The sequence below is a fragment of the Aeromonas sp. PS2Canimalfood6 genome, assembly GCF_048276795.1.
Lineage (GTDB): Bacteria > Pseudomonadota > Gammaproteobacteria > Enterobacterales > Aeromonadaceae > Aeromonas > Aeromonas caviae.
In genome coordinates, this window is the sequence record NZ_JBLUXC010000002.1 from 39,794 (window position 1) to 62,741 (window position 22,948).

At 61.4% G+C, this 22,948-nt stretch carries 24 protein-coding genes; 10 read left to right on the plus strand and 14 right to left on the minus strand.

What is annotated here, in order from left to right; all coding sequences use genetic code 11:
• Positions 1-77 precede the first annotated feature (77 nt).
• Positions 78-2,675: a glycosyl hydrolase family 18 protein gene (locus ACNPAA_RS01165; protein ID WP_417891518.1), complete on the plus strand. Its 2,598-nt coding sequence runs from the start codon at positions 78-80 to the stop codon at positions 2,673-2,675.
• Between the two features lie 141 nt (positions 2,676-2,816).
• On the opposite strand, the gene ACNPAA_RS01170 is transcribed toward ACNPAA_RS01165, so the two are convergent.
• Together ACNPAA_RS01170 and crp are read right to left on the minus strand one after the other, a co-directional pair.
• Positions 2,817-3,617: a putative RNA methyltransferase gene (locus ACNPAA_RS01170; protein WP_113069754.1), complete on the minus strand. Its 801-nt coding sequence runs from the start codon at positions 3,615-3,617 to the stop codon at positions 2,817-2,819.
• Between the two features lie 127 nt (positions 3,618-3,744).
• The gene (crp, locus tag ACNPAA_RS01175; RefSeq protein WP_010673237.1) at positions 3,745-4,383 is read right to left on the minus strand and encodes a cAMP-activated global transcriptional regulator CRP; all 639 of its coding nucleotides are present in this window, start codon (positions 4,381-4,383) and stop codon (positions 3,745-3,747) included.
• Between the two features lie 373 nt (positions 4,384-4,756).
• Here crp and ACNPAA_RS01180 point away from each other — a divergent pair, with 373 nt between their 5' ends.
• Together ACNPAA_RS01180 and ACNPAA_RS01185 are read left to right on the plus strand one after the other, a co-directional pair.
• Complete coding sequence (locus tag ACNPAA_RS01180; protein WP_010673238.1) at positions 4,757-5,161, plus strand: OsmC family protein; 405 nt, start codon at positions 4,757-4,759, stop codon at positions 5,159-5,161.
• 48 nt (positions 5,162-5,209) lie between these two features.
• Complete coding sequence (locus tag ACNPAA_RS01185; protein WP_010673239.1) at positions 5,210-5,509, plus strand: hypothetical protein; 300 nt, start codon at positions 5,210-5,212, stop codon at positions 5,507-5,509.
• Between the two features lie 69 nt (positions 5,510-5,578).
• On the opposite strand, the gene ACNPAA_RS01190 is transcribed toward ACNPAA_RS01185, so the two are convergent.
• The 3 genes from ACNPAA_RS01190 to ACNPAA_RS01200 all read right to left on the minus strand — a co-directional run bounded on the left by ACNPAA_RS01190 (position 5,579) and on the right by ACNPAA_RS01200 (position 7,479).
• On the minus strand, positions 5,579-6,112 hold the full coding sequence (locus ACNPAA_RS01190) for a lipoprotein (RefSeq protein WP_042881272.1): 534 nt from the start codon (positions 6,110-6,112) through the stop codon (positions 5,579-5,581).
• A 16-nt stretch (positions 6,113-6,128) separates the two neighbouring features.
• Positions 6,129-6,998 carry a phosphoribulokinase gene (locus ACNPAA_RS01195; RefSeq protein ID WP_010673241.1) on the minus strand — a complete coding sequence of 290 codons (870 nt, stop codon included), beginning with the start codon at positions 6,996-6,998 and terminating at the stop codon, positions 6,129-6,131.
• A gap of 235 nt (positions 6,999-7,233) precedes the next feature.
• Positions 7,234-7,479, minus strand: coding sequence for a YheU family protein (locus tag ACNPAA_RS01200; protein ID WP_010673242.1), 246 nt, complete (start codon positions 7,477-7,479; stop codon positions 7,234-7,236).
• 89 nt (positions 7,480-7,568) lie between these two features.
• On the opposite strand from ACNPAA_RS01200, the gene ACNPAA_RS01205 reads away from it, so the two are divergent.
• Positions 7,569-8,717: a membrane-associated sensor domain-containing protein gene (locus ACNPAA_RS01205; RefSeq protein WP_417891519.1), complete on the plus strand. Its 1,149-nt coding sequence runs from the start codon at positions 7,569-7,571 to the stop codon at positions 8,715-8,717.
• On the opposite strand, the gene ACNPAA_RS01210 is transcribed toward ACNPAA_RS01205, so the two are convergent.
• The 3 genes from ACNPAA_RS01210 to ACNPAA_RS01220 form a co-directional block, all read right to left on the minus strand.
• Entirely contained in the window at positions 8,699-9,682 is a 984-nt protein-coding gene (locus ACNPAA_RS01210) for a hydrolase (protein ID WP_417891520.1), read from the minus strand. The genes ACNPAA_RS01205 and ACNPAA_RS01210 overlap by 19 nt on opposite strands.
• Positions 9,683-9,742: 60 nt before the next feature.
• Complete coding sequence (locus tag ACNPAA_RS01215) at positions 9,743-10,642, minus strand: chemotaxis protein (RefSeq protein ID WP_417891521.1); 900 nt, start codon at positions 10,640-10,642, stop codon at positions 9,743-9,745.
• 138 nt (positions 10,643-10,780) lie between these two features.
• Positions 10,781-11,467 carry a hypothetical protein gene (locus tag ACNPAA_RS01220; protein WP_128272273.1) on the minus strand — a complete coding sequence of 229 codons (687 nt, stop codon included), beginning with the start codon at positions 11,465-11,467 and terminating at the stop codon, positions 10,781-10,783.
• 39 nt (positions 11,468-11,506) lie between these two features.
• Between ACNPAA_RS01220 and ACNPAA_RS01225 the strand changes: the two genes are divergently transcribed.
• Entirely contained in the window at positions 11,507-11,713 is a 207-nt protein-coding gene (locus ACNPAA_RS01225) for a YheV family putative zinc ribbon protein (protein WP_039040049.1), read from the plus strand.
• Between the two features lie 146 nt (positions 11,714-11,859).
• The gene (slyD, locus tag ACNPAA_RS01230; RefSeq protein ID WP_052815183.1) at positions 11,860-12,486 is read left to right on the plus strand and encodes a peptidylprolyl isomerase; all 627 of its coding nucleotides are present in this window, start codon (positions 11,860-11,862) and stop codon (positions 12,484-12,486) included.
• 64 nt (positions 12,487-12,550) lie between these two features.
• Here slyD and ACNPAA_RS01235 read toward each other — a convergent pair whose 3' ends face one another.
• Together ACNPAA_RS01235 and ACNPAA_RS01240 are read right to left on the minus strand one after the other, a co-directional pair.
• Positions 12,551-12,766 carry a SlyX family protein gene (locus ACNPAA_RS01235; protein ID WP_010673249.1) on the minus strand — a complete coding sequence of 72 codons (216 nt, stop codon included), beginning with the start codon at positions 12,764-12,766 and terminating at the stop codon, positions 12,551-12,553.
• Between the two features lie 14 nt (positions 12,767-12,780).
• Positions 12,781-13,749 carry a WD40 repeat domain-containing protein gene (locus ACNPAA_RS01240; protein ID WP_104454674.1) on the minus strand — a complete coding sequence of 323 codons (969 nt, stop codon included), beginning with the start codon at positions 13,747-13,749 and terminating at the stop codon, positions 12,781-12,783.
• A 119-nt stretch (positions 13,750-13,868) separates the two neighbouring features.
• Between ACNPAA_RS01240 and fkpA the strand changes: the two genes are divergently transcribed.
• The gene (gene fkpA / locus ACNPAA_RS01245; RefSeq protein ID WP_029313875.1) at positions 13,869-14,678 is read left to right on the plus strand and encodes an FKBP-type peptidyl-prolyl cis-trans isomerase; all 810 of its coding nucleotides are present in this window, start codon (positions 13,869-13,871) and stop codon (positions 14,676-14,678) included.
• A 148-nt stretch (positions 14,679-14,826) separates the two neighbouring features.
• Positions 14,827-16,230, plus strand: a complete 1,404-nt coding sequence (locus ACNPAA_RS01250; RefSeq protein ID WP_109111731.1) for a sigma-54-dependent transcriptional regulator — start codon at positions 14,827-14,829, stop codon at positions 16,228-16,230.
• A 69-nt stretch (positions 16,231-16,299) separates the two neighbouring features.
• Here ACNPAA_RS01250 and ACNPAA_RS01255 read toward each other — a convergent pair whose 3' ends face one another.
• The 3 genes from ACNPAA_RS01255 to ACNPAA_RS01265 form a co-directional block, all read right to left on the minus strand.
• Positions 16,300-17,166, minus strand: a complete 867-nt coding sequence (locus tag ACNPAA_RS01255; protein ID WP_109111701.1) for a tetratricopeptide repeat protein — start codon at positions 17,164-17,166, stop codon at positions 16,300-16,302.
• A 97-nt stretch (positions 17,167-17,263) separates the two neighbouring features.
• On the minus strand, positions 17,264-17,599 hold the full coding sequence (locus tag ACNPAA_RS01260) for a hypothetical protein (protein ID WP_010673254.1): 336 nt from the start codon (positions 17,597-17,599) through the stop codon (positions 17,264-17,266).
• A gap of 116 nt (positions 17,600-17,715) precedes the next feature.
• Positions 17,716-18,054 (minus strand): DUF2956 domain-containing protein, encoded by a 339-nt coding sequence (locus tag ACNPAA_RS01265; RefSeq protein WP_201871808.1) that lies wholly within the window; start codon positions 18,052-18,054, stop codon positions 17,716-17,718.
• Positions 18,055-18,302: 248 nt separating this feature from the next.
• Here ACNPAA_RS01265 and ushA point away from each other — a divergent pair, with 248 nt between their 5' ends.
• A complete protein-coding gene (gene ushA / locus ACNPAA_RS01270; RefSeq protein WP_201871806.1) occupies positions 18,303-19,973 on the plus strand; it encodes a bifunctional UDP-sugar hydrolase/5'-nucleotidase UshA in 1,671 nt (556 codons plus the stop codon).
• Between the two features lie 193 nt (positions 19,974-20,166).
• On the opposite strand, the gene ACNPAA_RS01275 is transcribed toward ushA, so the two are convergent.
• A complete protein-coding gene (locus ACNPAA_RS01275) occupies positions 20,167-21,021 on the minus strand; it encodes a Tim44 domain-containing protein (RefSeq protein WP_010673257.1) in 855 nt (284 codons plus the stop codon).
• Positions 21,022-21,442: 421 nt separating this feature from the next.
• On the opposite strand from ACNPAA_RS01275, the gene dnaB reads away from it, so the two are divergent.
• Positions 21,443-22,837, plus strand: a complete 1,395-nt coding sequence (gene dnaB, locus ACNPAA_RS01280) for a replicative DNA helicase (RefSeq protein WP_039040054.1) — start codon at positions 21,443-21,445, stop codon at positions 22,835-22,837.
• The last annotated feature ends 111 nt before the right edge of the window (positions 22,838-22,948 follow it).

A 22,948-nucleotide genomic window follows, 5' to 3' on the forward strand; every position in this document is an offset into this window, starting at 1 on the left:
ATGTTGTCTGCGTTACCTGGCAGGTTGCGTTGCCTTTTTCGTTGTTAATTCCAATAACGAAATAAGGAAGTTCAAATATGTTAAGTCCAAAACTTTCCCTGCTGGCGCTTCTGGTCGGGGGGCTTTGCACTACCTCCGCCTTCGCCGCTGCCCCGGGCAAACCCACCATTGGCTCCGGCCCCACCAAGTTTGCCATCGTTGAAGTCAATCAGGCCGCTTCGGCCTACAACCAGCTGGTGACCGTCCACAAGGATGGCGCTCCCGTCAGCGTGACCTGGAACCTCTGGTCCGGTGACGTCGGACAGACCGCCAAGGTACTGCTCGACGGCAAGGAGGTGTGGTCAGGCCCGGCCTCCGCCGCGGGTACCGCCAACTTCAAGGTCACCAAGGGGGGGCGTTACCAGATGCAGGTGGCCCTGTGCAACGCCGATGGCTGCACCCTCTCCGACAAGAAGGAGCTGATGGTCGCCGATACCGACGGCAGCCACCTGGCGCCGCTCAATGCGCCCCTCAAGGAGAACAACAAGCCCTACGCCAACAAGTCCGGCAAGGTGGTGGGGGCCTACTACGTGGAGTGGGGGGTCTATGGTCGCAAGTTCACCGTGGACAAGATCCCGGCCCAGAACCTGACCCATATCCTCTACGGCTTCACCCCCATCTGCGGTGGCAACGGCATCAACGACAGCCTCAAAGAGATCTCCGGCAGCTTCGAGGCGTTGCAGCGCTCCTGTGCGGGCCGCGAAGACTTCAAGGTCTCCATCCATGATCCCTGGGCGGCGATCCAGATGTCCCAAGGCAACCTCAGCGCCTGGGATGAGCCCTACAAGGGCAACTTCGGCAACCTGATGGCTCTCAAACAGGCCCACCCGGACCTTAAGATCCTGCCGTCTGTCGGCGGATGGACCCTCTCCGATCCCTTCTATTTCCTGGGTGACAAGACCAAGCGCGATACCTTCGTCGCCTCGGTCAAAGAGTTCCTGCAGACCTGGAAATTCTTCGACGGCGTGGACATCGACTGGGAGTTCCCGGGCGGACAGGGGGCCAACCCCAGCCTGGGCGGCCCGAATGACGGTGCCACCTATGTGGTGCTGATGAAGGAGTTGCGAGCCATGCTCGATGAACTGGAAGCCGAGACCGGCCGCCAGTATGAGCTGACCTCGGCCATCAGCGCCGGCGGTGACAAGATTGCCAAGGTGGATTATCAGGCGGCCCAGCAGTACATGGACCACATCTTCCTGATGAGCTACGACTTCAGCGGCGCCTTCGACCTGACGAATCTGGCCCACCAGACCAACCTCTTTGCCTCCAGCTGGGATCCGGCCACCAAGTACACCACCGACAAGGGCGTCAAGGCGCTGCTGGGTCAGGGGGTGACACCGGGCAAGATTGTGGTGGGGGCGGCCATGTATGGCCGTGGCTGGACCGGAGTGAAGAACTACCAGGCCGGCAACCCCTTCACCGGCACCGCTACCGGACCGGTGAGCGGTACCTGGGAAAATGGCGTAGTGGATTACCGCGACATCGTCAACAACCGCATGGGCGCAGGCTGGGAGCAGGGCTATGACGAGTCGGCCGAGGCCCCCTATGTCTTCAAGGCCAGCAGTGGCGACCTCATTACCTTCGACAACGACCGCTCGGTCAAGGCCAAGGGGCAGTACGTGCTGGCGAACCAGCTCGGCGGTCTGTTCGCCTGGGAAATTGATGCGGACAACGGCGACATCCTCAACGCCATGCACGAGGGGCTGGGCCACGGCGAGGGTACGCTGCCGCCGGTCAACAAGCCGCCGGTTGCCAATGCCGGCAGCGATCTGAGTGCCACCGGCCCGGCCGAGGTGACCCTCAACGGCAGTGCCTCCCACGATCCGGAAAACGGGGCGCTGACCTACAGCTGGAAACAGGTCTCCGGACCCCAGGCCAGCCTGCTGGATGCCACCCAGGCCAAGGCCCGTGTGGTACTGGATGCCGTCAGCAGCGACATCAATCTGGTGTTCGAGCTGACCGTGACGGACGATCAGGGGCTCTCGGCCAAGGATCAGGTGGTGGTCACCAACAAGGCGCCGCAGCCGAACCTGCCCCCAGTGGTCAGCGTACCGGCCAGTGCGACCGTCGAGGCCGGCAAGCAGGTGAGCATCAAGGCCACCGCTTCCGACCCCAATGGTGATGCCTTGAGCTATCAGTGGACAGTGCCGGCCGGGCTCAGCGCCACCGGTCTGGACAGCGCGACCCTGGTGGTGACGGGCTCGAACGTGACCAGTGATACGGCCTACGATCTGACCCTGGTGGTCACCGACGGGGCGCTGGATGCCACAGCCGTTACCCGCCTGATCGTCAAGCCGGCCAGTACAGGTGGTGGCTGCGAGGCCAGCGATCCGGATGCGGCCAACCATCCGGCCTGGAGTGCAGGTACCGTCTACAACACCAATGACAAGGTGAGCCACAAGCAACTGGTGTGGCAGGCCAAGTATTGGACCCAGGGCAACGAGCCGAGCCGCACCGCCGATCAGTGGAAACTGGTGAGCCAGGTGCAACTGGGTTGGGATGCCGGAGTGGTCTACAACGGCGGTGATGTCACCAGCCACAACGGCCGCAAGTGGAAGGCCCAGTACTGGACCAAGGGCGATGAGCCCGGCAAGGCCGCCGTCTGGGTCGATCAGGGCGCGGCGAGCTGCAACTGATCTGCCGTGATGAAAAATGGGGCCGAGGGCCCCATTTTTTGTCTTGCTGCGTGGTCGGGTGTCTCTTCCCTGTCAGGGGAAAGGCGCACTCGCTTTGTCAAAAAGGCCCGTCAGGGCTTTTTTTCATGGTATGTCACCGGTTCACAGCGGTTTTTGCCACAGGCTGAGCAGCAGATCCTGCTCGAGGGCGTCGGGCCCCTGGTGGGTGAAGGCGTGGCGCTGCTCGCCGCTGGCACGCCAGCCGAGGCGACTGGTCTCCAGAATGTGCTCGCGCAGGCCCTGATCCAGCGCCGTACTGAACTGGGCGCGTTGCTGGGCAACACTGACAAGCCCGGTGAGGGCGGGCCAGCTCAGGGGATGTTCCATGCTCACCGGATTGAGGCTGACGCGCAATTGCCACTGATGGCGAGGGCCGGGCTGCACGTGGAGCAGATAGCCGCCCGGTGCCAGCCAGCTGACCAGGAGTTCCGTCTTGACCTTGAGGTCGTTGACCAGCAGCACCTGGGCCGTGCCAGGCAGCAGCGGGGCGCGCGCCGGGTCGGCGATGACGAACTGGCCTTCCGGTTGCGCCTTGTTGGCGGCGAAGATGGCATTCTTGGCCAGATCGAAACCGCCGACCTGCCAGCCGGACAGCCGCTCAGCCAGGGCGCGGCAGTAGTACCCCTCGCCACAGCCGAGGTGGACAAGCTCGCGCTCGCCAAGAGGAGCGAGCAGGTTCGCCATGGCGTCCACCAGAGGCAGCTGGTGGCCTTGTTCCAGGAAGCGGCGCTTGGCGCGCAGCAGGGCCCGGCTGTCGCTGTCCTTGGGGTTCTTCTTGCCGGGGATGAGGTCCAGATAGCCTTCCGGTGCGGGATCGAAGTGGTGCTTGTTGTCGCAATAGACCCCGCGGGAGGCGGCATGAAGGTGCAGGGGGCTGCGGCAAAGGGGGCATTGAAGGTGCATAGGAGTTCTCTTGGCGAAGGCCATGACGGCGGGGCGCTCGGGATTATAGGGGAGAGGATCGGAAAAGGCTGCCATGGGCAGCCTTTTTATCCAACGGCGCTGTGCGGGCGCCGTCGGCGGAACCCGGTCATCGGGTACCAAACACCACTATGGTCTTGCCGTGGGCGGAGATGAGCTCCTGCTCTTCCAGCATCTTGAGGATGCGGCCGACGGTTTCACGGGAGCAGCCGACGATCTGGCCGATCTCCTGGCGGGTGATCTTGATCTGCATGCCATCCGGGTGGGTCATGGCATCCGGCTGTTTGGCCAGGTTGAGCAGGGTCTGGGCAATGCGGCCGGTCACGTCCAGGAAGGCGAGGTTGCCGACCTTCTGGCTGGTGTGCTGCAGGCGCTTGGCCATTTGACCGGATAGACGCATCAGGATGTCCGGGTTGACCTGGATCAGCTGGCGGAACTTCTTGTAGGAGATCTCGGCGACTTCACAGGCGCCTTTGGCACGTACCCAGGCGGAACGCTCCGGATTCTCGTTCTCTTCGAACATCCCCATCTCGCCCAGGAAATCCCCCTGATTCAGGTAGGAGAGGATCATCTCCTTGCCTTCGTCATCCTTGATCAGGACGGCGACGGTGCCCTTGACGATGTAGTAGAGGGTTTCCGCTTTTTCACCGGCGTGGATCAGGGTGCTCTTGGCGGGATACTTATGAATGTGGCAATGCGACAAGAACCACTCAAGGGTGGGATCGCTTTGCGGTTTGCCAATGATCATGAGACTTCCTCTGTAGTGTCATTTTTATGGACTGTGCGTCCAGGCAAGTTGCCAAGCTTGCCATTCCTTACTCTTTGGTCGCAGTAGAATAAGAGCCTTTGCCTGTGCTGACAAGGCTTTGGGGTTTTGCCGTCCACCGGTGAGCCGCCATCTGCTGCGTCGTCCGGGGCATTCTAGGCAAGAAGAGGAGGTCGGATGTTGATTTCGATCTATTTCCCTTTGGGTCGTCGTCCGTTTCGCAGGAGAGGCTTGTCGCCGCAAAACGGGGCTTTATCGTCGGGAACGGGCAAGATCCTGGCGCATGTGCCACTCGACCCCGGCTTGAGGTATGCTATGGGCGTTAGAACCGTCGTCATTGAGAGGAAAGTGAGAGATGAAAGCCAAGGTCAGCTGGGTGGAAGGCATGAAGTTTGTGGGAGAGAGCGAGTCCGGTCATCAGGTGACCCTGGATGGCGCCAACCCGGGTGAAGGTGCCAGCCCGATGGAGATGATCCTGCTGGCTGTCGGCGGTTGCAGCTCCATCGATGTGGTCTCTATCCTGGAGAAGGCCCGTCAGTCCGTGACCGCCTGCCATGTCGAACTGGAAGGGACCCGCGCCGATACCGTTCCCCGGGTATTTGAGCAGATCCACCTCAAGTTCGTGGTGACCGGCAAGGGTCTGGCGGAGAAGCAGGTCGCCCGTGCGGTGGATCTGTCCATGGAAAAATATTGTTCAGTTTCCCTGATGTTGGAAAAAGCGGTAGAAATTACCCATAGTTATCAAATCCTTGAGGGTTGACCGCTATAGTTTGTCCCGTCGATAACGCCATGACATAAGGAAAGTGCGATGAAAAAAATGATGATGTTGCTTCCCCTGTTCGGTCTGGCCGCCTGCAGCATGCCGCAGCCGACCCAGTATCAATACAGCCAGTATCAGTGCGGGGAAGAGTTGCTGGCCATCACCTATGATGCCCAGGCCGACATGGTGCAGTTCCCTTATGCCGGTGTCTATCACAAGCTGGGGCGCATCGAGTCGCCCAAAGAGACTGCCAGCTATTCCGACGGGGTGACTACCTTCTCCCGTCAGGACAAGCAGGCTACCCTGGTCAAGAGCGGTGTGACCCAGCTGACCTGCGAGTTGAAGTGACCCTGATGCCGTCACGGCGTGCATGGAAAACGGCCTGCGTGAAGCAGGCCGTTTTTGTTGAAAGAGACATCACTCTGACGGTAGCGAGCCCAGCAACTGGGCGGCCAGTTGCTGGCTAAGCTGGCCACGGGCCTCCTCTGCGACAGGCACGTCGCTGGCGAGCTGGATGGCGCTGCTCCACACCGCTTTCTGGCTATGCCCGTCGAGCAGCACGACGGCCAGGGTCCCCTTGCGGGCATTGGCGGCGGCGTTCAGGCCCGGTGTCATGCCGAGGCGGGAGAAGATCTCACCATCGCTCATGTCCTGGCTGCCAGCTACCCCGATGGCGACCCAGACGTCGGCCTCATCCAGGGGAACGCTGCGCCAGCCTTTGCCGTCCAGCTGCCGGATGACGGCCTGCTGTACCGGCTCGAGCCAGGGCGCGGCGCTGTTGCCCGCATACTGGAATTGTTCGGCCAGCGCATAGCGTGGTGTCGCCCCGTAGGTCCAATGCTCCGCCGGGCGAACCACCATGGTGCCCGTTTCGACCGTGGGTGCGGCGGGGCCGGAGCTGCAACCCCCCAGCAGGGTTGCCAGCGTGAATGAGAGAAGTGCAGCGCGCATCGTTAAGCTCCTTGGCTCAGGTGATCTTGCCCGTTTCGATCAGTTGCTGGATCAGGGGGCGCAGGATCAGTTCCATTGCGAAGCCCATCTTGCCACCCGGCACGACGATGGTGTTCATCCTGGACATGAAGGCGCCGTCAATCATCGACAGCAGGTAGGGGAAGTCCACCTGCTTGATGCCCCGAAACCTGATCACCAGCATACTCTCGTCCAGGCTGGGTATCACCTTGGCGCTGAAGGGGTTGGAAGTATCGACGGTCGGCACCCGCTGGAAGTTGATGTGGGTGCGGGAGAACTGCGGCGTGATGAAGTTGATGTAGTCGTCCATGGAACGCACGATGGAGTCGGTCACCGCCTCGCGGGAGTGGCCGCGTTCCGAGGTGTCGCGAATGAGCTTCTGGATCCACTCCAGGTTGACGATGGGCACCACGCCGATGAGAAAGTCCACGTGCCGCGCCACGTTGTGCTCCCCCGTGACCACGCCGCCATGCAGTCCTTCGTAGAACAACAGATCCGTCTCGCCGGGCAGATCCTGCCAGGGGGTGAAGGTGCCAGGCATCTGGTTGAAAGGCACTGCCTCGTCGAAGCTGTGCAGATAGCGCCGGTATTGGCCTGTGCCGCTCTGGCCATACTCCTGGAAAAAGGACTCCAGCAGACCGAAATCGTTGGCCTCCGGGCCGAAGTAGCTGATATGCCGCCCCTGCTCCCGGGCCTTGCGGATCGCCACGTCCATCTCGGGCCTGGTGTAGCGGTGAAAACTGTCCCCCTCGACCACGGCCGCCTTGTATCCAAGCTGGTGGAACATGGAGCGAAAGGCGTTGGTGGAGGTGGAAGTACCGGCACCGGACGAACCGGTGACCGCGATGATGGGATGCTTGGCCGACATAGAATTCTCTCTTCCTTGGGAGTTCCGTTATAAGGGGTGGCCCAAAGTGCGGTCAAGTGCGCCGTCATCCTCCTGCAGCCACCACGCTTCCCGGCAATAGCGGTGAACGAGGGCTGCCCTGTGCTCTGGGTACGTTGGAATAGGTGCTGCTGGATGGCGAACTGGCCATGCGGCCTGATGATGTGAGCTGGATAGGTGGAGGGCGGGGTGAGCCGCCCGATAAGCCGTGACCGCGTTACGCTTGGGGGAAGTCGTCAGTGGGTGACTTGCTTAAATGAGTCTTTGGGACGACATTGACACTTTCGTGCAGCTCGCTATAGACAAGCACGGCGCTACCTTGTAGCAATTGTTGCCTGACTGCTTCGACCTTGTCGGTCAGGCTGACATCCTGTTCACCGTATTCGGTGCCTTCTTGCAGCACAAAGTGTTCGAGCAGGTTGGTGAGGGTGTCCGGCTCCAGTTCTTGCCAGGGGATAATCATGATTTCATCTTCACTCAGTGGGTTGCGGATATTGTCGATGTCTGGTCGGCAAGCGCAAGGGATTTGTCTCGTTTTGGACGAGGGGTGCCATGCAATCCATTGACGCACGCCGACCCTCCAGTCAATTCGAACCGCACCTGTTCGATGCCCGCCGCCGCGCCCTGAGCGCCGGTTTGCGCTGGTACTGGGTCATCAATCTCATCGCCCTCGTATTTCTGCTGACCCGCTTCTACATCTATCGGGATGCACACCTGGTACTGGTCGGCAACCTGCCCTGGTCATACAAATGGCAGCTCTTTGCCATGATAGGTGTTGGCCTGCTGCTGCCGCTCGGGTGGGGCTGGCTCTCCCGTCAATCCCATGTCATCTGGCAGGGCTCCCTGTACGTCTGCGTCCTTTCCTGGGGATTGGCCTGGGCCATGGTGGGTTACACCATCTCGATCGTCGACTTGAAGGGGGGCTTCAGCTTCATTTTCAACATGGTCAGCCTGCTGCTGACCGGTCTCGTCGCCGCGTATTGCGATGTGCGGCTGTTTTACGCCCTGGTGTCGGTCCCCCTGCTGTTCTTGCTGATGAGAGCCTCCTGGAGCCCTGATCCTTTTGTTCTGGTCAACACCATTGTGGTCGGGGTCTTGCTGGTGGTGCTGGAGACGGGGCGGCGCATGCTCAACGGCTGGTTCGAGCTTGCGGTGTCAAGGGAGCACGACAACCTGATGCTGGCAAACAAGATGAATGCCATGGCTCACCGGGATCCCCTTACCGGCATTGCCAACCGTCGCCACTTCGATCAGGCGTGCAAGCGTGCCATTGCGCAAGGCACCACCCAGGATGTACCGCTCACCGTGATCCTGCTCGATGTGGATTTCTTCAAGCGCTACAACGATCGCTATGGGCATCAGGCGGGGGATGAGTGCCTGATCCTGGTGGCCGAGTGCCTGGAGGGAAGTGTACGGGAGCCCGGCGATCTGGTTGCGCGCTACGGGGGAGAGGAGTTCGTGGTGTTGCTGCAGGAGACGACGCTGGCCGGTGGCCAGGAGGTGGCGGAGCGCATTCGCGCTACGCTGGCGGCCAGGGCTCTGCCCCATGAGGATTCCGACGTTTCCCCCCACCTCACCCTGAGCCAGGGGATAGCCCAGTGGCGAACCGGGGAGAGCCTCGTCATGTTGCTCGAGCGAGTCGATAGTGCCCTCTATCAGGCCAAGGAAGAGGGGCGCAACGGTTATCGGCTCGCACCCTGAGTCTGCTCCCGCAACCACTGGCTGATGCGCTCATCCAGCCAGAAGCGGGGGCGCCAGGGGGAGCCGTGCAGGAAGCCCACGTGGCCGCCCTGGCGGCTCAGCTCGTAGCGCACCAGAGGGGAGAGCTGCTCCGCCGCCGGAATGACGGCATCGGTCATGAAGGGATCGTCGGCGGCGTGAATGACGAGGGTCGGGATGGGAATGCGGGCCAGCAGGCCCAGGCCGGAGCAGGTCTGGTAGTAGTGATCGGCGCTTTCGAAACCATGGAGCGGTGCCGTCACCAGCTCGTCGAACTCCCTCAGTGTGGCGATGCGGGTGATCTGGGCCGGCTGCCAGCGCGCCCGTGCTGCGCTCTGGCGCCGGATCTTGCTTTGCAGGTTGGTTCGCATGGTCCGCAGCAGGTAGTTCTGATAGACCCGTGAGAAACCCTGATTGACCCGATCGGCACAGCTTGCCAGTTGCAGCGGGGCCGACACTACCACCGCCGCCTTCAATGGTGCCGGGCAGGCCCGCGCCAGCAGATTGACCAGCATGTTGCCCCCCAGGGAATAGCCGATGGCGACCAGGGGGCGGCCAGGAAAACGCCGCCCCAGCTCGGCAATCACCGTCTGGGCGTCCTCGATGGCGCCTGAGTGATAGGCCTGCAGCAGCCGATTCGGCTCGCCACTGCACCCCCGAAAGTGCATCAGCACCGCCTCGTTCCCTTGTCGCTGCAGGTGGGCAAAGAGCCCCTTGGCATAGTGGGAGTGAATGCTCCCCTCCAGTCCGTGGAACACCACCACCAGGGGTTGTTCATCCTGGCCGGGTTCGCCGCTCCAGGCCAGATCGACGAAATCGCCGTCCGGGAGTTCGAAGCGCTCCTGGATGAAGCGGGCAGGCGAGCGGCGCAGCCACTTGGGCAAAATGGTTTGCAGATGGGGGTTGCGCGCCCACCAGGGGGCGTGGAAGTGGCTTTCTGTCAACATGCAGCGACTCGGAAGAGCAAGGAGGAAAAGGGGGCGGCGAGCCCTTGGCTCGCCGCGACATCAGGCCAGCAGACGATCGTGGTGCTCGGCGCCGCGCAGCATGGCCTGGATCAGTTCGTTGGCTTCAAACTTGGTGAGCGCCTCGTGGGCGCCGACCTGATGGGCCCGCTCCACGCTGATCTCGCTGGAGAGGGAGGTGTGCAGGATGATGTAGGCTCCCGCCAGCTTGGCATCGCTCTGCACCTCGAAGGCCAGCTCGTAACCATCCAGCCCCGGCATCTCGATATCGCTCACCAGGATGTCTATCCGCGTGCCCTGGGAGACCCGTGTCTGCATCAGGGTGAGGGCGTCACGTCCGTTGGTGCAGACCTCGTAGGGGATGTTGATGTAATCGAGCGCCGCCATGAGCTGGCGACGGGCGACGGAGGAGTCGTCCACCAGCAGGATCCGCATCGGCTTGAGCCGCTCGCGCTGCACGTCGGTCAGCACGGGGTAGAGATGGCTGGGATCGTCCGGATAGACCCGCGACAGGATGAGCTCCACATCCAGCAACTGGATCAACTGTTCTCCCACCCGGGTCACGCCGGTGACGAACACGTTGTGGCCGAGGGTGGCGGGCGGCGGCTCGATGTCGCGCCAGTTGCACTCGGTGATCTTGTCGATGCCGCGCACCAGAAAGCCCACCAGGGTACGGCGGCAGTCGGTGATGATGATGAAGCAGTGCGGCATCTCTTCCTTGCTGATCGGGCGATAACCCACCGCCATGGCCATGTCGATCACCGGGATGGTGGTGCCACGCATGCTTGCGGCGCCGAGCACGGTGGGATGGGATTGTGGCAGGGCGGTGAGCTGGGTGTAGGGCACTATCTCTTTCACCTTGAGGGTGCCGATGGCGAAGGATTGCTTGGCCGAGAGATGAAACAGCAACATGCCCTGGGATTGGTTGGCCTTGCTCGTCATGGCGGATGTCCTGTTGATCTAGTCGGTGACGGTCAATCGGGTGTTCAGCATAAAAGATGGTGACATGAATGACTCCTTTGTTGTTAGCGGCGGTGAGCCGCAAAACTGGATTTCTTTTGCCATCCTTTTATGCCTCTCTTATCGGGTCGCGGACGGCTGAGGGGAGAGGGGCGCCCCGAGCCATTGCAGATGAGCCTCGGCCAGCGCGCTTTCATCCCGATAACCCAGCCTGCTCACCACCTGTGACGGCGTGCTGCCGCTTCGCAGCAGGCGAATCCCCTGCAACAGTTGCCACTGATCCTTCAGTGCCCGGGCGTCCGGGCCCTCGAGACCGCGAGTGCCCAGCAGGGTCTGCCAGGCAGCCACGCTATCCGGCTGCGCTCTGGCCAGGGCTTGCCAGGCATCTTGCAGTGCCTGATCCCCCAGTGACGAGATGGTGCAGCCGTGCAACTCATCCCCTATCACTTGCAGCCGCTGCCCATAGGGGGCTTGCCAGTCACGGGGGCGTGACCAGGCCGCCAGGCTGTCCAGCAGTGCGTCCATCAACGGGCTTGCCTGCAACCAGCCAGCCTGGGCGGGCTGGGGCACCCGAACGGAGCAGGCCAGCAGATCATGCTGGCAGTCAGCCAGAGGGGTGAAGGCGGCGAGGGCATCGGCACAGAGCCAGAAGTGGCTGCCAGGTGTCAGCAGCAGCTCATGGGCACCCAATTTCAGCAGCGCCGCCCCCTGAGTGACTCGCAGCAATTGGCCCATGGGGGAGCGCTTGCGGGGGCCGACCTGAAGGGTGGAAGTGGAAAAATGCTGATATTCGATGGCGTGATGCATGTAAAAACCCTGATATGATGCTGCCTGGAGGTAACGAAAATGGAAACCAGACGTAAAAAACGCTTCATTGCCGGGGCGGTTTGCCCGGCGTGCGGCAAGATGGACACCATGATGCTGTATATGGAGCATGGAGTCGAGAAGGTGACCTGTGTCGAGTGCGGGGATACCCAGGTGCAGACCCAGGAGCAGGTGGACAAGGTGACGCGCGAGGCGGAGCAGGTGATTGGGGTGTTTCGTCCCGAGTGAGTGCCATGCCTCAAGGTGATGGTACGCCGGTCAGGTTGGTCGCTGTTGATGACTTTTTCATCACACTGAAGCCGGGCCGACCATATGCTTGTCTGCCTTTTTGAGGTATTCTGAGCCCGTTTTTTTCTATCCGCAGGATCCCTGACATGAAAGTAGCTCCCCTGAGCGTGGTTACGCTGGAATACACGGTCACCGACGAACACGGTGAAGTCATCGACACCACTGTCGGTAAAGAGCCGCTGGTGTATCTGCACGGTACCCGTTACCTGGTCTCCGGCCTCGAAGCCGAGCTGGAAGGTCGCAGCGTGGGCGAGGCGTTCGACGTCACCCTGACGCCGAACCAGGCCTATGGCGAGTACGACGAGAATCTGGTGCAGGAAGTGCCCGGCGAGCTGTTCGACGGTATGGAAGTGTCTGAAGGGGATACTTTTGTGGCCGAGACCGACGACGGCCACCGCCCGGTGACCGTCATCGAGGTGTCCGAGGAGTTCATCAAGGTGGACGGCAATCATCCCCTGGCTGGCGTGACCCTGGGCTTCAAGGTCGAGATCAAGGACGTGCGTGCCGCGACCGCCGAAGAGCTGGCCCATGGCCATGTGCACGGCGCTGGTGGCTGCGGTCATGACCATGATCACGGCCATGATCACGATCATGACCACGGTGGCTGCTGTGGTGGCCATGGTCACAACCATGCACACGATCACGGCGACGATCACGGTCACGGTGGTTGCTGCGGTGGTGGCGGTTGTGGTGGCAAGGGCCATCAGCACTGATCACGGCCTGGCCGATGATAAAAAAACCCGCGCATGGCGCGGGTTTTTTTATGGCTGGCACTCATCAGTAGTGCGGTGGCGGCGTCTCTTCGGCCATGCTGGCGATCTGGCTCGGCTGTACGCTCTGCAATTTATCCACCAGTAGATGGATCTGGTGTTTGAGCCGGTCCAGCTCGCGACCCTGGGTGGTGACCTCGTCGTTGAGCTGCTCCACCGTGTATTCGGCAAAAGCGAGGCGGCTTTCCAGGGTTTCGAGGCGTTCGTTTAGTTGCTGACTCATGGGCCTTTTGGTCCTTACTTGATAGTCCAGATTTCAGCCAGGCCACTGGAGCTGGCACTGACGAGGTGGTCATTGTCGCGCAAAGCCACGCCATAGACCACAGCGCTCGGCGGTTTCACCTTGGGATGGGGCGAGACGCGCCAGCTCTGCAACGGCTGGCCGTCACTCACCTGCCACAGAGTGAGCTGGCGGGAGGGGGCGCCGGTGATGAGCCAGTTGCCGCCGTTGGCGAAGCGGGCGCTGGTGTAGACCTCAAAGCGGTGATCGTATTGCAACCGGCTGTGCTCCTTGCCGGTTTTGAGATCCCAGATGCTGGCCTGGCGACTGTCTGCGGTGAAGGCGAAGCGTCCGGACGGATCCAGTCTCGCCATCACCACTCGCCCGGCGTGGTTGAAGCGCCACACCACCTGGCCCGTGCGGGTATCCCACAGATAGGCGCTGTAATCGTTGCCGCCGGTGAGGGCATAGCGACCATTGGGGGAGAGATCCACCGTGTTGACCTGTTCGGTGTGGCCGAGGAATTGCAGCCGGCGTCCGGTCTGGGTGTCGACCACTTCCGCCTTGCCGTCTTCACGGCCGATGAGCACCTGGCGGCCATCCGCCGAGATCGCCGCATCGCGCAGGGGGGATTCTGGCAGGGAGTAGTAACCCTGGGAGCGGCCATCCTGCAAGCGCCAGATGGCGAAGGTGTGCTGGGTGGCGGTGATGGCATGGCTGTCATCGGGGGAAAAGCGGGTCAGGGTGACGAACTCCTCCTGGTCATCGCTCTGGCGCCAGCGCCAGCGCTCCTTGCCCTGTTCCAGATCCCACACCACAGTGCCCTGACCCAGGCTGGAGACGAGCGCGAGCTTGCCGGAACTGGCGAGATCCGCGCTCAGCAGACCCTGGTTGGCGAGGCGGATCTGCTGGCTGGGAAGTGAGCGTTGTTCGCACCCCGTCAGCATCAGGCAAATACCGATGAGATAAATGGCACTTTTGATCATTTTTCCTGTCTCATGCTTTCGTTACCTGCGATCACGGCGTTAGTATAAGGCGCTTATCACGATAAACCTCTCATTTCACGAAGGAACCGAGAGCGGTATTTAGAGTTTTGGAGAAACTGATGAACAATTTTCTGAAGGTGTCCCTGTTGGCTGCGGCGGTTGCCGTCGGTCTGACTGCTTGCCAAAAAGATGAGAAACCTGCTGCGACCAACACCGCAGAGGTCAAGGCAGAAGCCAGCAAGCCGGCAGAGGCCCCCAAGGCTGAGGCCAAGAGCTTTGAAGAGCAATCCGGCTATGCGATCGGCCTCTCCATGGGTCGTTATATCGCCAATACCCTGGAGCGCCAGCAGGAGCTCGGCATCAAGCTGGACAACACCGTGATCCTGAAGGGTGTCACCGACGGTCTGGGCAAAGAAGCCAAGATGACCGACGAGGAGATCCAGAAGGTTCTGCAGGAATACGACGCCAAGATCAACGAGCTGACCAAGGCGAAGGCCGACAAGGATGCCGTGGAAAACCTGAAGAAGGGTGAAGAGTTCCTGGCTGCCAACGCCAAGAAAGAGGGCGTGAAGAGCACCGAGTCCGGCCTGCAATATCAGGTCGAGAAGATGGGTGACGGCGCCAAGCCGAAGGCCACCGACATCGTCAAGGTGCACTACACCGGTACCCTGACCGATGGCACCAAGTTTGACAGCTCCGTCGATCGCGGCGAGCCGGCTACCTTCCCGCTCAACCAGGTGATCCCGGGCTGGACCGAAGGGGTGCAACTGATGCCGGTCGGCTCCAAGTTCAAGTTCTTCCTGCCGTCCAAGCTGGCCTATGGCGAGCACGGTGCAGGTTCCATCCCGGCCAACGCCGTGCTGGTGTTTGACGTAGAGCTGCTGGCCATCGAAAAACCGGCTGCCGATGGCGACAACGCCAAGAAATAAGCTCAAAGCACCATAAAAACGGCTCCCCAGGGAGCCGTTTTTGCTTGTGTATTGTCGCAATCCCCCGGATAAAGCGATGAGGCCGTCTTGAGTGTGTGGCGGCTAGCCCCCAGAATAGACAACAAAATCAAGCGCAAGGATGGATCTCGTGGCTGAAAGCAAACCCCGTGTCCTGTTGGTGGAAGATACCCGCAGTCTGGCGGTCGTCTATGAGCAGTATCTGGCCCAGGATGGCTACGAGGTGCAGCTGGCAGATTGTGGCCAGCAGGCTTTGGCACAATTGCTGGCAAGCCCGCCCCCCGTGGTGCTGCTCGACCTGGAGTTGCCCGACATGTCCGGCATGGACATCTTGCAGCAGATCACGGAGCGGCAACTGCCCTGCTCCGTGGTGGTGATCACCGCTCACGGCTCGGTGGATGTGGCGGTGGAGGCGATGCGGTTCGGGGCCTTCGATTTTCTCACCAAGCCGTTCGATGGCAAGCGCCTGTGCGCCACGGCGCGCAATGCCCTGAAGCACCAGCAGCTCAGCTCGCTGGTGGCCCAGTATCGGGAAAACTTCGAGCGCAGCTCCTTTGCCGGTTTCATCGGCGCCTCCATGGCGATGCAGGCGGTCTATCGCATCATCGAGAGCGCGGCGCCGAGCAAGGCCACCGTCTTCATCACTGGCGAGAGCGGCACCGGCAAGGAGGTGTGCGCCGAGGCCATCCACCAGTGCAGCCCGCGTCGGGATCAGCCCTTCATCGCCCTCAACTGCGCCGCCATTCCCCATGACCTGATGGAGAGCGAGATCTTCGGCCACGTGAAGGGGTCGTTTACCGGTGCCCAGGGGGATCGCAAGGGGGCGGCCAGTCTGGCGGACGGCGGTACCCTCTTCCTCGACGAGATCTGCGAGATGGATCTCGACCTGCAGAGCAAGCTGCTGCGTTTCATCCAGACCGGCACCCTGCAGCGGGTCGGCAGCGGCAAGCTGGAGACGGTGGATGTGCGCTTTGTCTGCGCCACCAACCGGGATCCCCTGGTGGAGGTCAAGGCCGGACGGTTTCGTGAAGACCTTTACTACCGCCTGCACGTGATCCCGCTGGCGCTGCCCCCCCTGAGGGAGCGGGGAGAGGACATCCTGCTGCTGGCCCGGGAGTTGCTATTGCGTTATGCCGGTGAGGAGAACAAGCGGTTCAGGGACTTTGATGCGGACGCAGTGCAGGTGCTGCTCGACTACCCCTGGCCCGGCAACGTGCGCGAGCTGCAAAACGTGGTGCGCAACATAGTGGTGCTCAACGATGGCGAGCTGGTGAGCCCGGATATCCTGCCACCTCCCCTCAACGGGGGGCGAACCCTGGCCCCGGAGCCTGTGGTCGGGATCGCGGATCCCCAGTCAGAATCCGTCGTCGTTCGCAGGCAGGTCCGTCCGCTCTGGCAGGTGGAAAAGGAGGCCATCGAGCAGGCCATCGCCAGTTGTGACGGCAACATCCCCAAGGCGGCGGCCCTGCTGGAAATAAGCCCTTCCACGATTTATCGCAAGAAGCAGAGCTGGGAAGAGGCGAGTCCGGCCTGAGCCGTCACCTCTACTCCCGGGCAGACATGCTGATGTGCGGGGCGGCCAATTGGTCGCCCCGCACGCTTATCAGAGTTTGGCGAGCAGCTTGAGCCTGGCCAGTCGTTCTGCCTCGTTAGCGGTGAACCAGCCATCCTGTGACAGCAGAAACCAGGCACGGGCAAAGTACTCGGTCGCCGCGGGATCATTGAGCAAGAGCGCATTCTCCCCCAGCTCCTCGAACACATAGCCATCCTCGGGGGCGCCTGCGGCAGTCATGTCGTCGCGCAACTGCGCCAGTTCGGCCATGGCCTGTTCATGGCGATCCTGGGCCCGGCTCAGGCGCGCCAGACTCCAGCGGGCGATAAAGGCTTTGCCCTGGTTGTTGTGCTGCTCGTGCCAGGCCAGGCACTTTTGCTGACAGGCGATGGCCTCGTCGAGGCGACCCAGCTCGAACAGGGTCCAGCCCTGATTGTTATAGAGGGTGGCGAGCCAGCCTCGCGCCCGCTTGTCGTGACTGCGCTCGGCCAGGGTCATCGCCAGCTGGTGCCAGTGGCTCTGCTCCTCCAGGGGGGCGGCGATGGCCACCATGTGGGCCGCATCGATGGCCAGATAGTGCTCTTCGTACTGCTCTCCCAGTTGCCAGGCCTGTTCAAACAGGGCTCTGGCGCTGGCCTTGTCACCGGCGGAGTTGAAGGTGCGGCCACGCTCCAGCAAGGCGCGCAGGCGGGCCCGTGGAGTCGCCTCGGTGAGGCGGGGTTCTATCTCGTCGAGCAGCTGGTGCGCCTGTGCAAACTGGCGTTGCAGCGAATGGGTGCGGGCTATCTGGGTGAGGAGCTCCAGCTCCCATTGCAGGTTGGCGGCACGCGCCTCGGGCAGCAGTGCTTGAAAACGCTGGGCGCTGGCAACGGGATCCTGATAATCCCACAGTGCCATGAAATCGGGCGGATTGTTCATCTGGCCTCCATGCCGGTTATCCGCCCACCAAGATGCCTGAAGGCCATTCTTTGTACAAGAAGGGGGCTGGCGCCATCGTGACGCCAGCGCTTGCCGATCAGTAGACCATGGCAAGGCTCATCAGCATCAGACCCAGGGCAGCAAAGGCTCCCTCCTTGATAGCCAGGCGCGGTACCAGTGCCTTGGGCAGGGCAGGGAACAGGCTCAGGGCAAAGCCGAACCCCGGCATCAGCCAGTGGAAAGCAGGGCTTCTCAGGGCGGGATCCGCAGCGCCATTGATGACGATGAGCAGGATAAAGAGGGTGAAGGCGGGCAGGATAAACCAGCGGGCATGGCCGGCGGCAACCGCCCGCAGTGGCGAGATGCGATAGAGCACCAGGGTCACGAGGAAGAGGGCGAGGGGAGCCAGCAGATAGAGCGGGGCCGGGTTCATGATGAGTGTCTCCTGACAAGGGGGGGCAGAGTGTAGGCAGTCCGGGTGGGGAATGACCAGTCCCCCGCGCCCGGGCTGTGAAGCGGATCGCAGGGCAAAGGTTTGCCTGGGCAGGATCAGCGGAACCAGAACCAGAGCACGGCAAATACCAGCCAGCTCAGCACCAGCAGGATCCAGGGCAGCGGGTGCTGGCGGGTGAGCTCGCTGACCTCGGCTTCGCTCTCCTCTTCCGGTGTCTCTTGGGAAGAGTGCCTGGCTTTGGCTTGCAGTTTCTTCTGGCGGCTGGCCTCGCGGGCCTTCGCCTTCATCTGTTTCTTGTATTCGTCTATGCCCTTCTGGATCCCCTGGGCGATGAGCTGGGTTTGCTCCTTGGTCTGCCCCGGCTTCTGGTTGGCACGGGCGATCTTCATCGCCTCCTGCTGGGTTTCGGGGGAAATTTTGTCGTACTTGGCCATTCCAGGCACTCCTTGGCATTGATTGGCGGGCAGTATGCCATAACCGTTACCGGCGGGCTGCCATCATGGGGGAAATTGCTCTGCGAGTGGGGTGCCTCTGTTCCAAATAGGGGAAACAGGTTGCGTGGATGATCACATTTGGCGGAATTTGTGAGTCGCCGATGAAAAACCGTCACATGTTGTTTGTTATATTACCGCCCGATCCTGGATAGGGTCGTCCAATAACAAAATAACAAGGTGATATGGAAATGAATTATAAATTTGTCAAAGGAAGTATCGCACTGGCAGTGTTTGCCGCATTGAGCGGCTGCAATACCTCAAGCAACGACAGCGTCGCCCCCTGCACCGAAAATGTCTGCAAGCTGACCATTTTGCATACCAATGATACCCACGGTCGTTTCTGGCACAACGACAAGGGCGAATATGGCATGGCGGCCCAGAAGACCCTGGTCGAGCGGCTGCGTGCCGAGGCGAAAGCGGCGGGCAGCGAAGTGCTGGTGCTCTCCGGCGGTGACGTCAACACCGGGGTGCCGGAGTCGGATCTGCAGGATGCAGAGCCGGACTTCATGGCCATGAACAGCATCCGTTACGATGCCATGGCGGTGGGCAACCACGAGTTCGACAACCCCCTGACCATCCTCGAGAAACAGCGCCAGTGGGCCCAGTTCCCGATGATCTCCGCCAACATCTATGACAAGACGAGCGGCAAGCGCTACTTCGATCCCTACAAGGTGTTCAAGCTGGAGAGCGGCCTCAAGGTCGCCGTGCTGGGTCTGACCACAGAGGACACCGCCCAGCTGGTGGATCCCAACAACGTCCAGACCCTCGAGTTCCGCGATCCGACCACGGAAGCCGCCAATCTCGGCAAGCAAATCCGCGACAACAAAGAGGCGAACCTGGTTCTTGCCATCACCCACATGGGCCATTACGAGAATGGTCAGCACGGCAGCAACGCACCGGGTGACGTGGAGATGGCCCGTGCGCTGCCGGCAGGTACTCTGGACGCCATCATCGGTGGTCACTCCCAGAACCCGGTCTGCATGGAGCCGGGCACCCCTGACAAGTACGCCGACTTCAAGCCGGGCGACGACTGCCAGCCGGATCAGCAGAACGGCACCTGGATCATGCAGGCTCACGAGTGGGGCAAGTATGTAGGTCGTGCCCAGTTTGACTATCAGAATGGCAAGCTGACCCTGACCCAGTACGATCTGATCCCGGTCAACCTGAAGAACGCGGACGGTGATTTCATCCAAGAAGAGATCGTCAAGGATCCCGAGCTCTACAACACCCTGCTCACCTATCAGGAGAAGGGACAGCAGGAGCTGGGTGTGGTCATCGGTGCCACCGATGGCGTACTGGACGGTGAGCGCGCCAACGTGCGCAACAAGCAGACCAACCTGGGTCGTCTCATCACCACCGCGACCGCCGAGAAGCTGAGCACCGACTTTGGCATCGTCAACTCCGGTGGGGTGCGTGCCTCCATCGCGGCAGGGGACATCAGCTACCGTGACGTGCTGACCGTGCATCCGTTCGGCAACACCGTCAACAAGGCGACCATGAGCGGCAACGAGCTGCTGACCTACCTGGGTCAGGTCGCGACCAAGACCGCCAATACCGGTGGCTATGCCCAGTTCGGCGGCATCAAGATGACGGTGGATTGCCAGGCCAAGAGCGTGGACATCGCCACCATCGGCGGGAAGGCCTTCGATCCGGCAGCAACCTACAGCTTCTCCATCCCGAGCTTCAGCGCGGCCGGTGGTGACGGTTATCCGAAGATCGACACCATCAATGCCGGTCTGGTGGATGCCGGTGTGCTGAAGGATTATATCGCAGCGAAGAAGATCATTCAGGTCGCCGATTATCAGCCGGCCGGCGAGGTCAGCTATATCAACTCCACCTCGGTAGAGGGTTGCAAATAATCCCTGCACCCCGAGCCAATAAAAAAGAGAGGCAGCCATGGCTGCCTCTCTTTTTATTTTCAATGTCATCAGCAGTGTCTCTCGGGAAATATATCCGGCCACGGGAAGCTGCCCCGAAATAGGGCATGACACAATCCGATGGCAATAAAAAGGCGACCCTGAGGTCGCCTTGATGAAATGGGTCGGTTGAACCTTAGAGCTGCTCGATGCCGACGATATGCCAGGGGGCATTGTCCTTGGCGAGATCACGCTCGAGGTGCCACACCTCCTTGATATCCTCCTCGACCTGCTCCTGACGGTCCATGTAGCGGCCGCTGAAGCGCACGCTCACCTGGGCCCAGTCGCTGCCGTAGTCGGCACGGACCAGCTGGGTGTCCACGTACATCACCTCGGTGTGCTGCTCACCGGAGAGCTCGGCGCGTTCGGCCTTGAGGTGCTCGAACAGCTCGGGGCTCACGTACTCGCGGATCTTCTCCAGGTCGTTCTTGTTCCAGGCCTCTTGCAGGGTGCGGTAGTGATCGCGGGCACCGGCCAGGAAGCCGTTCATGTCAAAGCCCGGGGGCAGACGGAAGGGCACGTCGCTGTCGGCAAAACCGGTGGCCTGCGGGGCGCTGTGGCTCTGCTCGAACTGCTGGGGGGCCGCGCTCTGGGGCGGTTGATAGCCCGCATAGGCCGTCTGTGGCTGGGCCGCTGCCGCCTTGTTCCTGCGCAGGGCTCGGAACAGGAAGACACCGCCCAGTGCCAGCAGGGCGATCAGCAGGAAGTCCATCCCTTGCAGACCTTCGAAGGCGCCGCTGCCCAGCAGGTAGGCGAACAGGCCGCCGGCCAGCAGACCACCCAGCAGGCCGCCCATCATGCCGCCTTTCTTGGGTGCCTGGGCGCCCACGGTCGGGTTCTTGGTGTCGACCGGCTTGGCCGCAGGTTGGGCCGGAGCCGTCTTGTAGCTCTTGCCAAAGGATTTGCCGCCACCAAGTTTCTTGGCCTCGGCGATGGGTGCCCCAAGGCCAATGGCCAGGATCAGGGCAAACAGGGTCAGCATCTTTTTCATTTTGACTCTTTCACTCTCATGTAGGTGGGGGCATGCTCTGCTTGTGCAAGCTCAGCGAGGCGCATGGCAGGCTGCCAGTCCCTTTTTGTGTTGCAGCTTGCGGGTATGATTATCACGGATGGCATGAATTATTCATGAACAGATTGAGTCGTCCGACAGGGGAGGCGCCCATGAGACACAGACGGCCGAGTCGCTCGGTGCGCAGGTTGCGCAACAAGCAAAGAGCAAGAACGAAAGATCAGACCCTGGTCTGGCCCTTTCTCGTACTGTGAGGCAGGTCTGCGGCGCAGAAGTGGATGACGCTGACGAGGCCAGGGTCCCGTCTTGTCGCCGGATGCGATGACGGGACGTATTAGCGCTCGCGATGGCGGGGTTTCTTTTGTAAAATTCCCGTCCCCTTCCCGCTGCGGTTTTTATGTGTATGGCAGAGCAAGTGACGGCGAAAAAAGACGCCAAGACACAACAGCTGAAAGTACCTCCCCACTCTTTTGAGGCCGAACAGTCCGTACTGGGCGGTCTGATGCTGGACAACGAGGCCTGGGATCGGGTCGCCGAACGGGTGATCGACAAGGATTTCTACAGCCGCCCGCACCGCCTGATCTTCCAGGCCATGACCCGCCTCTCCAACGCGGGCAACCCCATCGACCTCATCACTCTGCAGGAGGAGCTCGAGCGCTCCGAGCAACTGGAAGAGGCCGGTGGCTTCGCCTATCTGGTGGAGATCGCCAAGAACACCCCGAGTGCCGCCAACATCAGTGCCTACGCCGAGATCGTGCGTGAGCGGGCGGTGGTGCGGGAGATGATCTCGGTCGCCAACGAGATAGTCGAAGCGGGCTACGAGCCCCAGGGCCGTACCTCCAACGATCTGCTGGATCTTGCCGAGAGCAAGGTGTTCCAGATCGCCGAGCAGCGCACCAGCGCCAACGAGGGCCCCCAGCCCCTGAAGCTCATCCTCGAGCAGACCGTCGACAAGATTGAAGAGCTGTTCAAGACCCCCCACAACGGGGTGACCGGCGTGTCGTCCGGCTACAACGATCTGGACAAGATGACCGCCGGCCTGCAGCGTTCGGATCTGGTCATCGTCGCCGCCCGTCCCTCCATGGGCAAGACCACCTTTGCCATGAACCTGTGCGAGCACGCGGCCCTCACCGCCGACAAGCCGGTGCTGATCTTCTCCCTCGAGATGCCCTCCGAGCAGATCATCATGCGTATGCTCGCCTCGGTGGGGCGCATCGACCAGACCAAGGTGCGGACCGGCCAGCTCGACGACGAGGATTGGGCGCGGCTCTCCTCCACCATGGGGCTGCTGCTGGAGAAGGGGAAGATGTACATCGACGACTCCTCCGGCCTGACCCCGACCGAAGTGCGCTCCCGTGCCCGTCGGGTGGCGCGGGACAACGGCGGCATCAGCATGATCATGGTGGACTACCTGCAACTGATGCGGGTGCCGGCGCTGTCTGACAACCGTACTCTGGAAATCGGTGAAATCTCCCGCTCCCTCAAGGCGCTGGCGAAAGAGTTGCAGTGCCCCGTGGTGGCGCTCTCCCAGCTGAACCGAAGCCTGGAACAGCGGGCTGACAAGCGCCCGGTCAACTCGGATCTGCGGGAATCCGGCTCCATCGAGCAGGATGCGGACTTGATCATGTTCATCTACCGCGACGAGGTCTATCACGACGACAGTCCCGACAAGGGGATCGCCGAGATCATCATCGGCAAGCAGCGTAACGGCCCCATAGGACGAGTGCGGCTCACCTTCCAGGGGCAGTTCTCGCGCTTTGACAACTACGCGGGCCCGGCGTTTGATGATGACTACTAAGTAAGCTGGGAGCCTGCTCCCGGCATCCATAAACAGTTTTCCCGGTTCGACAATTCTGCCGGTCCGGCCTTAGACGATGAGATTTGAGGGCTGACACCACCCGGTGCCTGA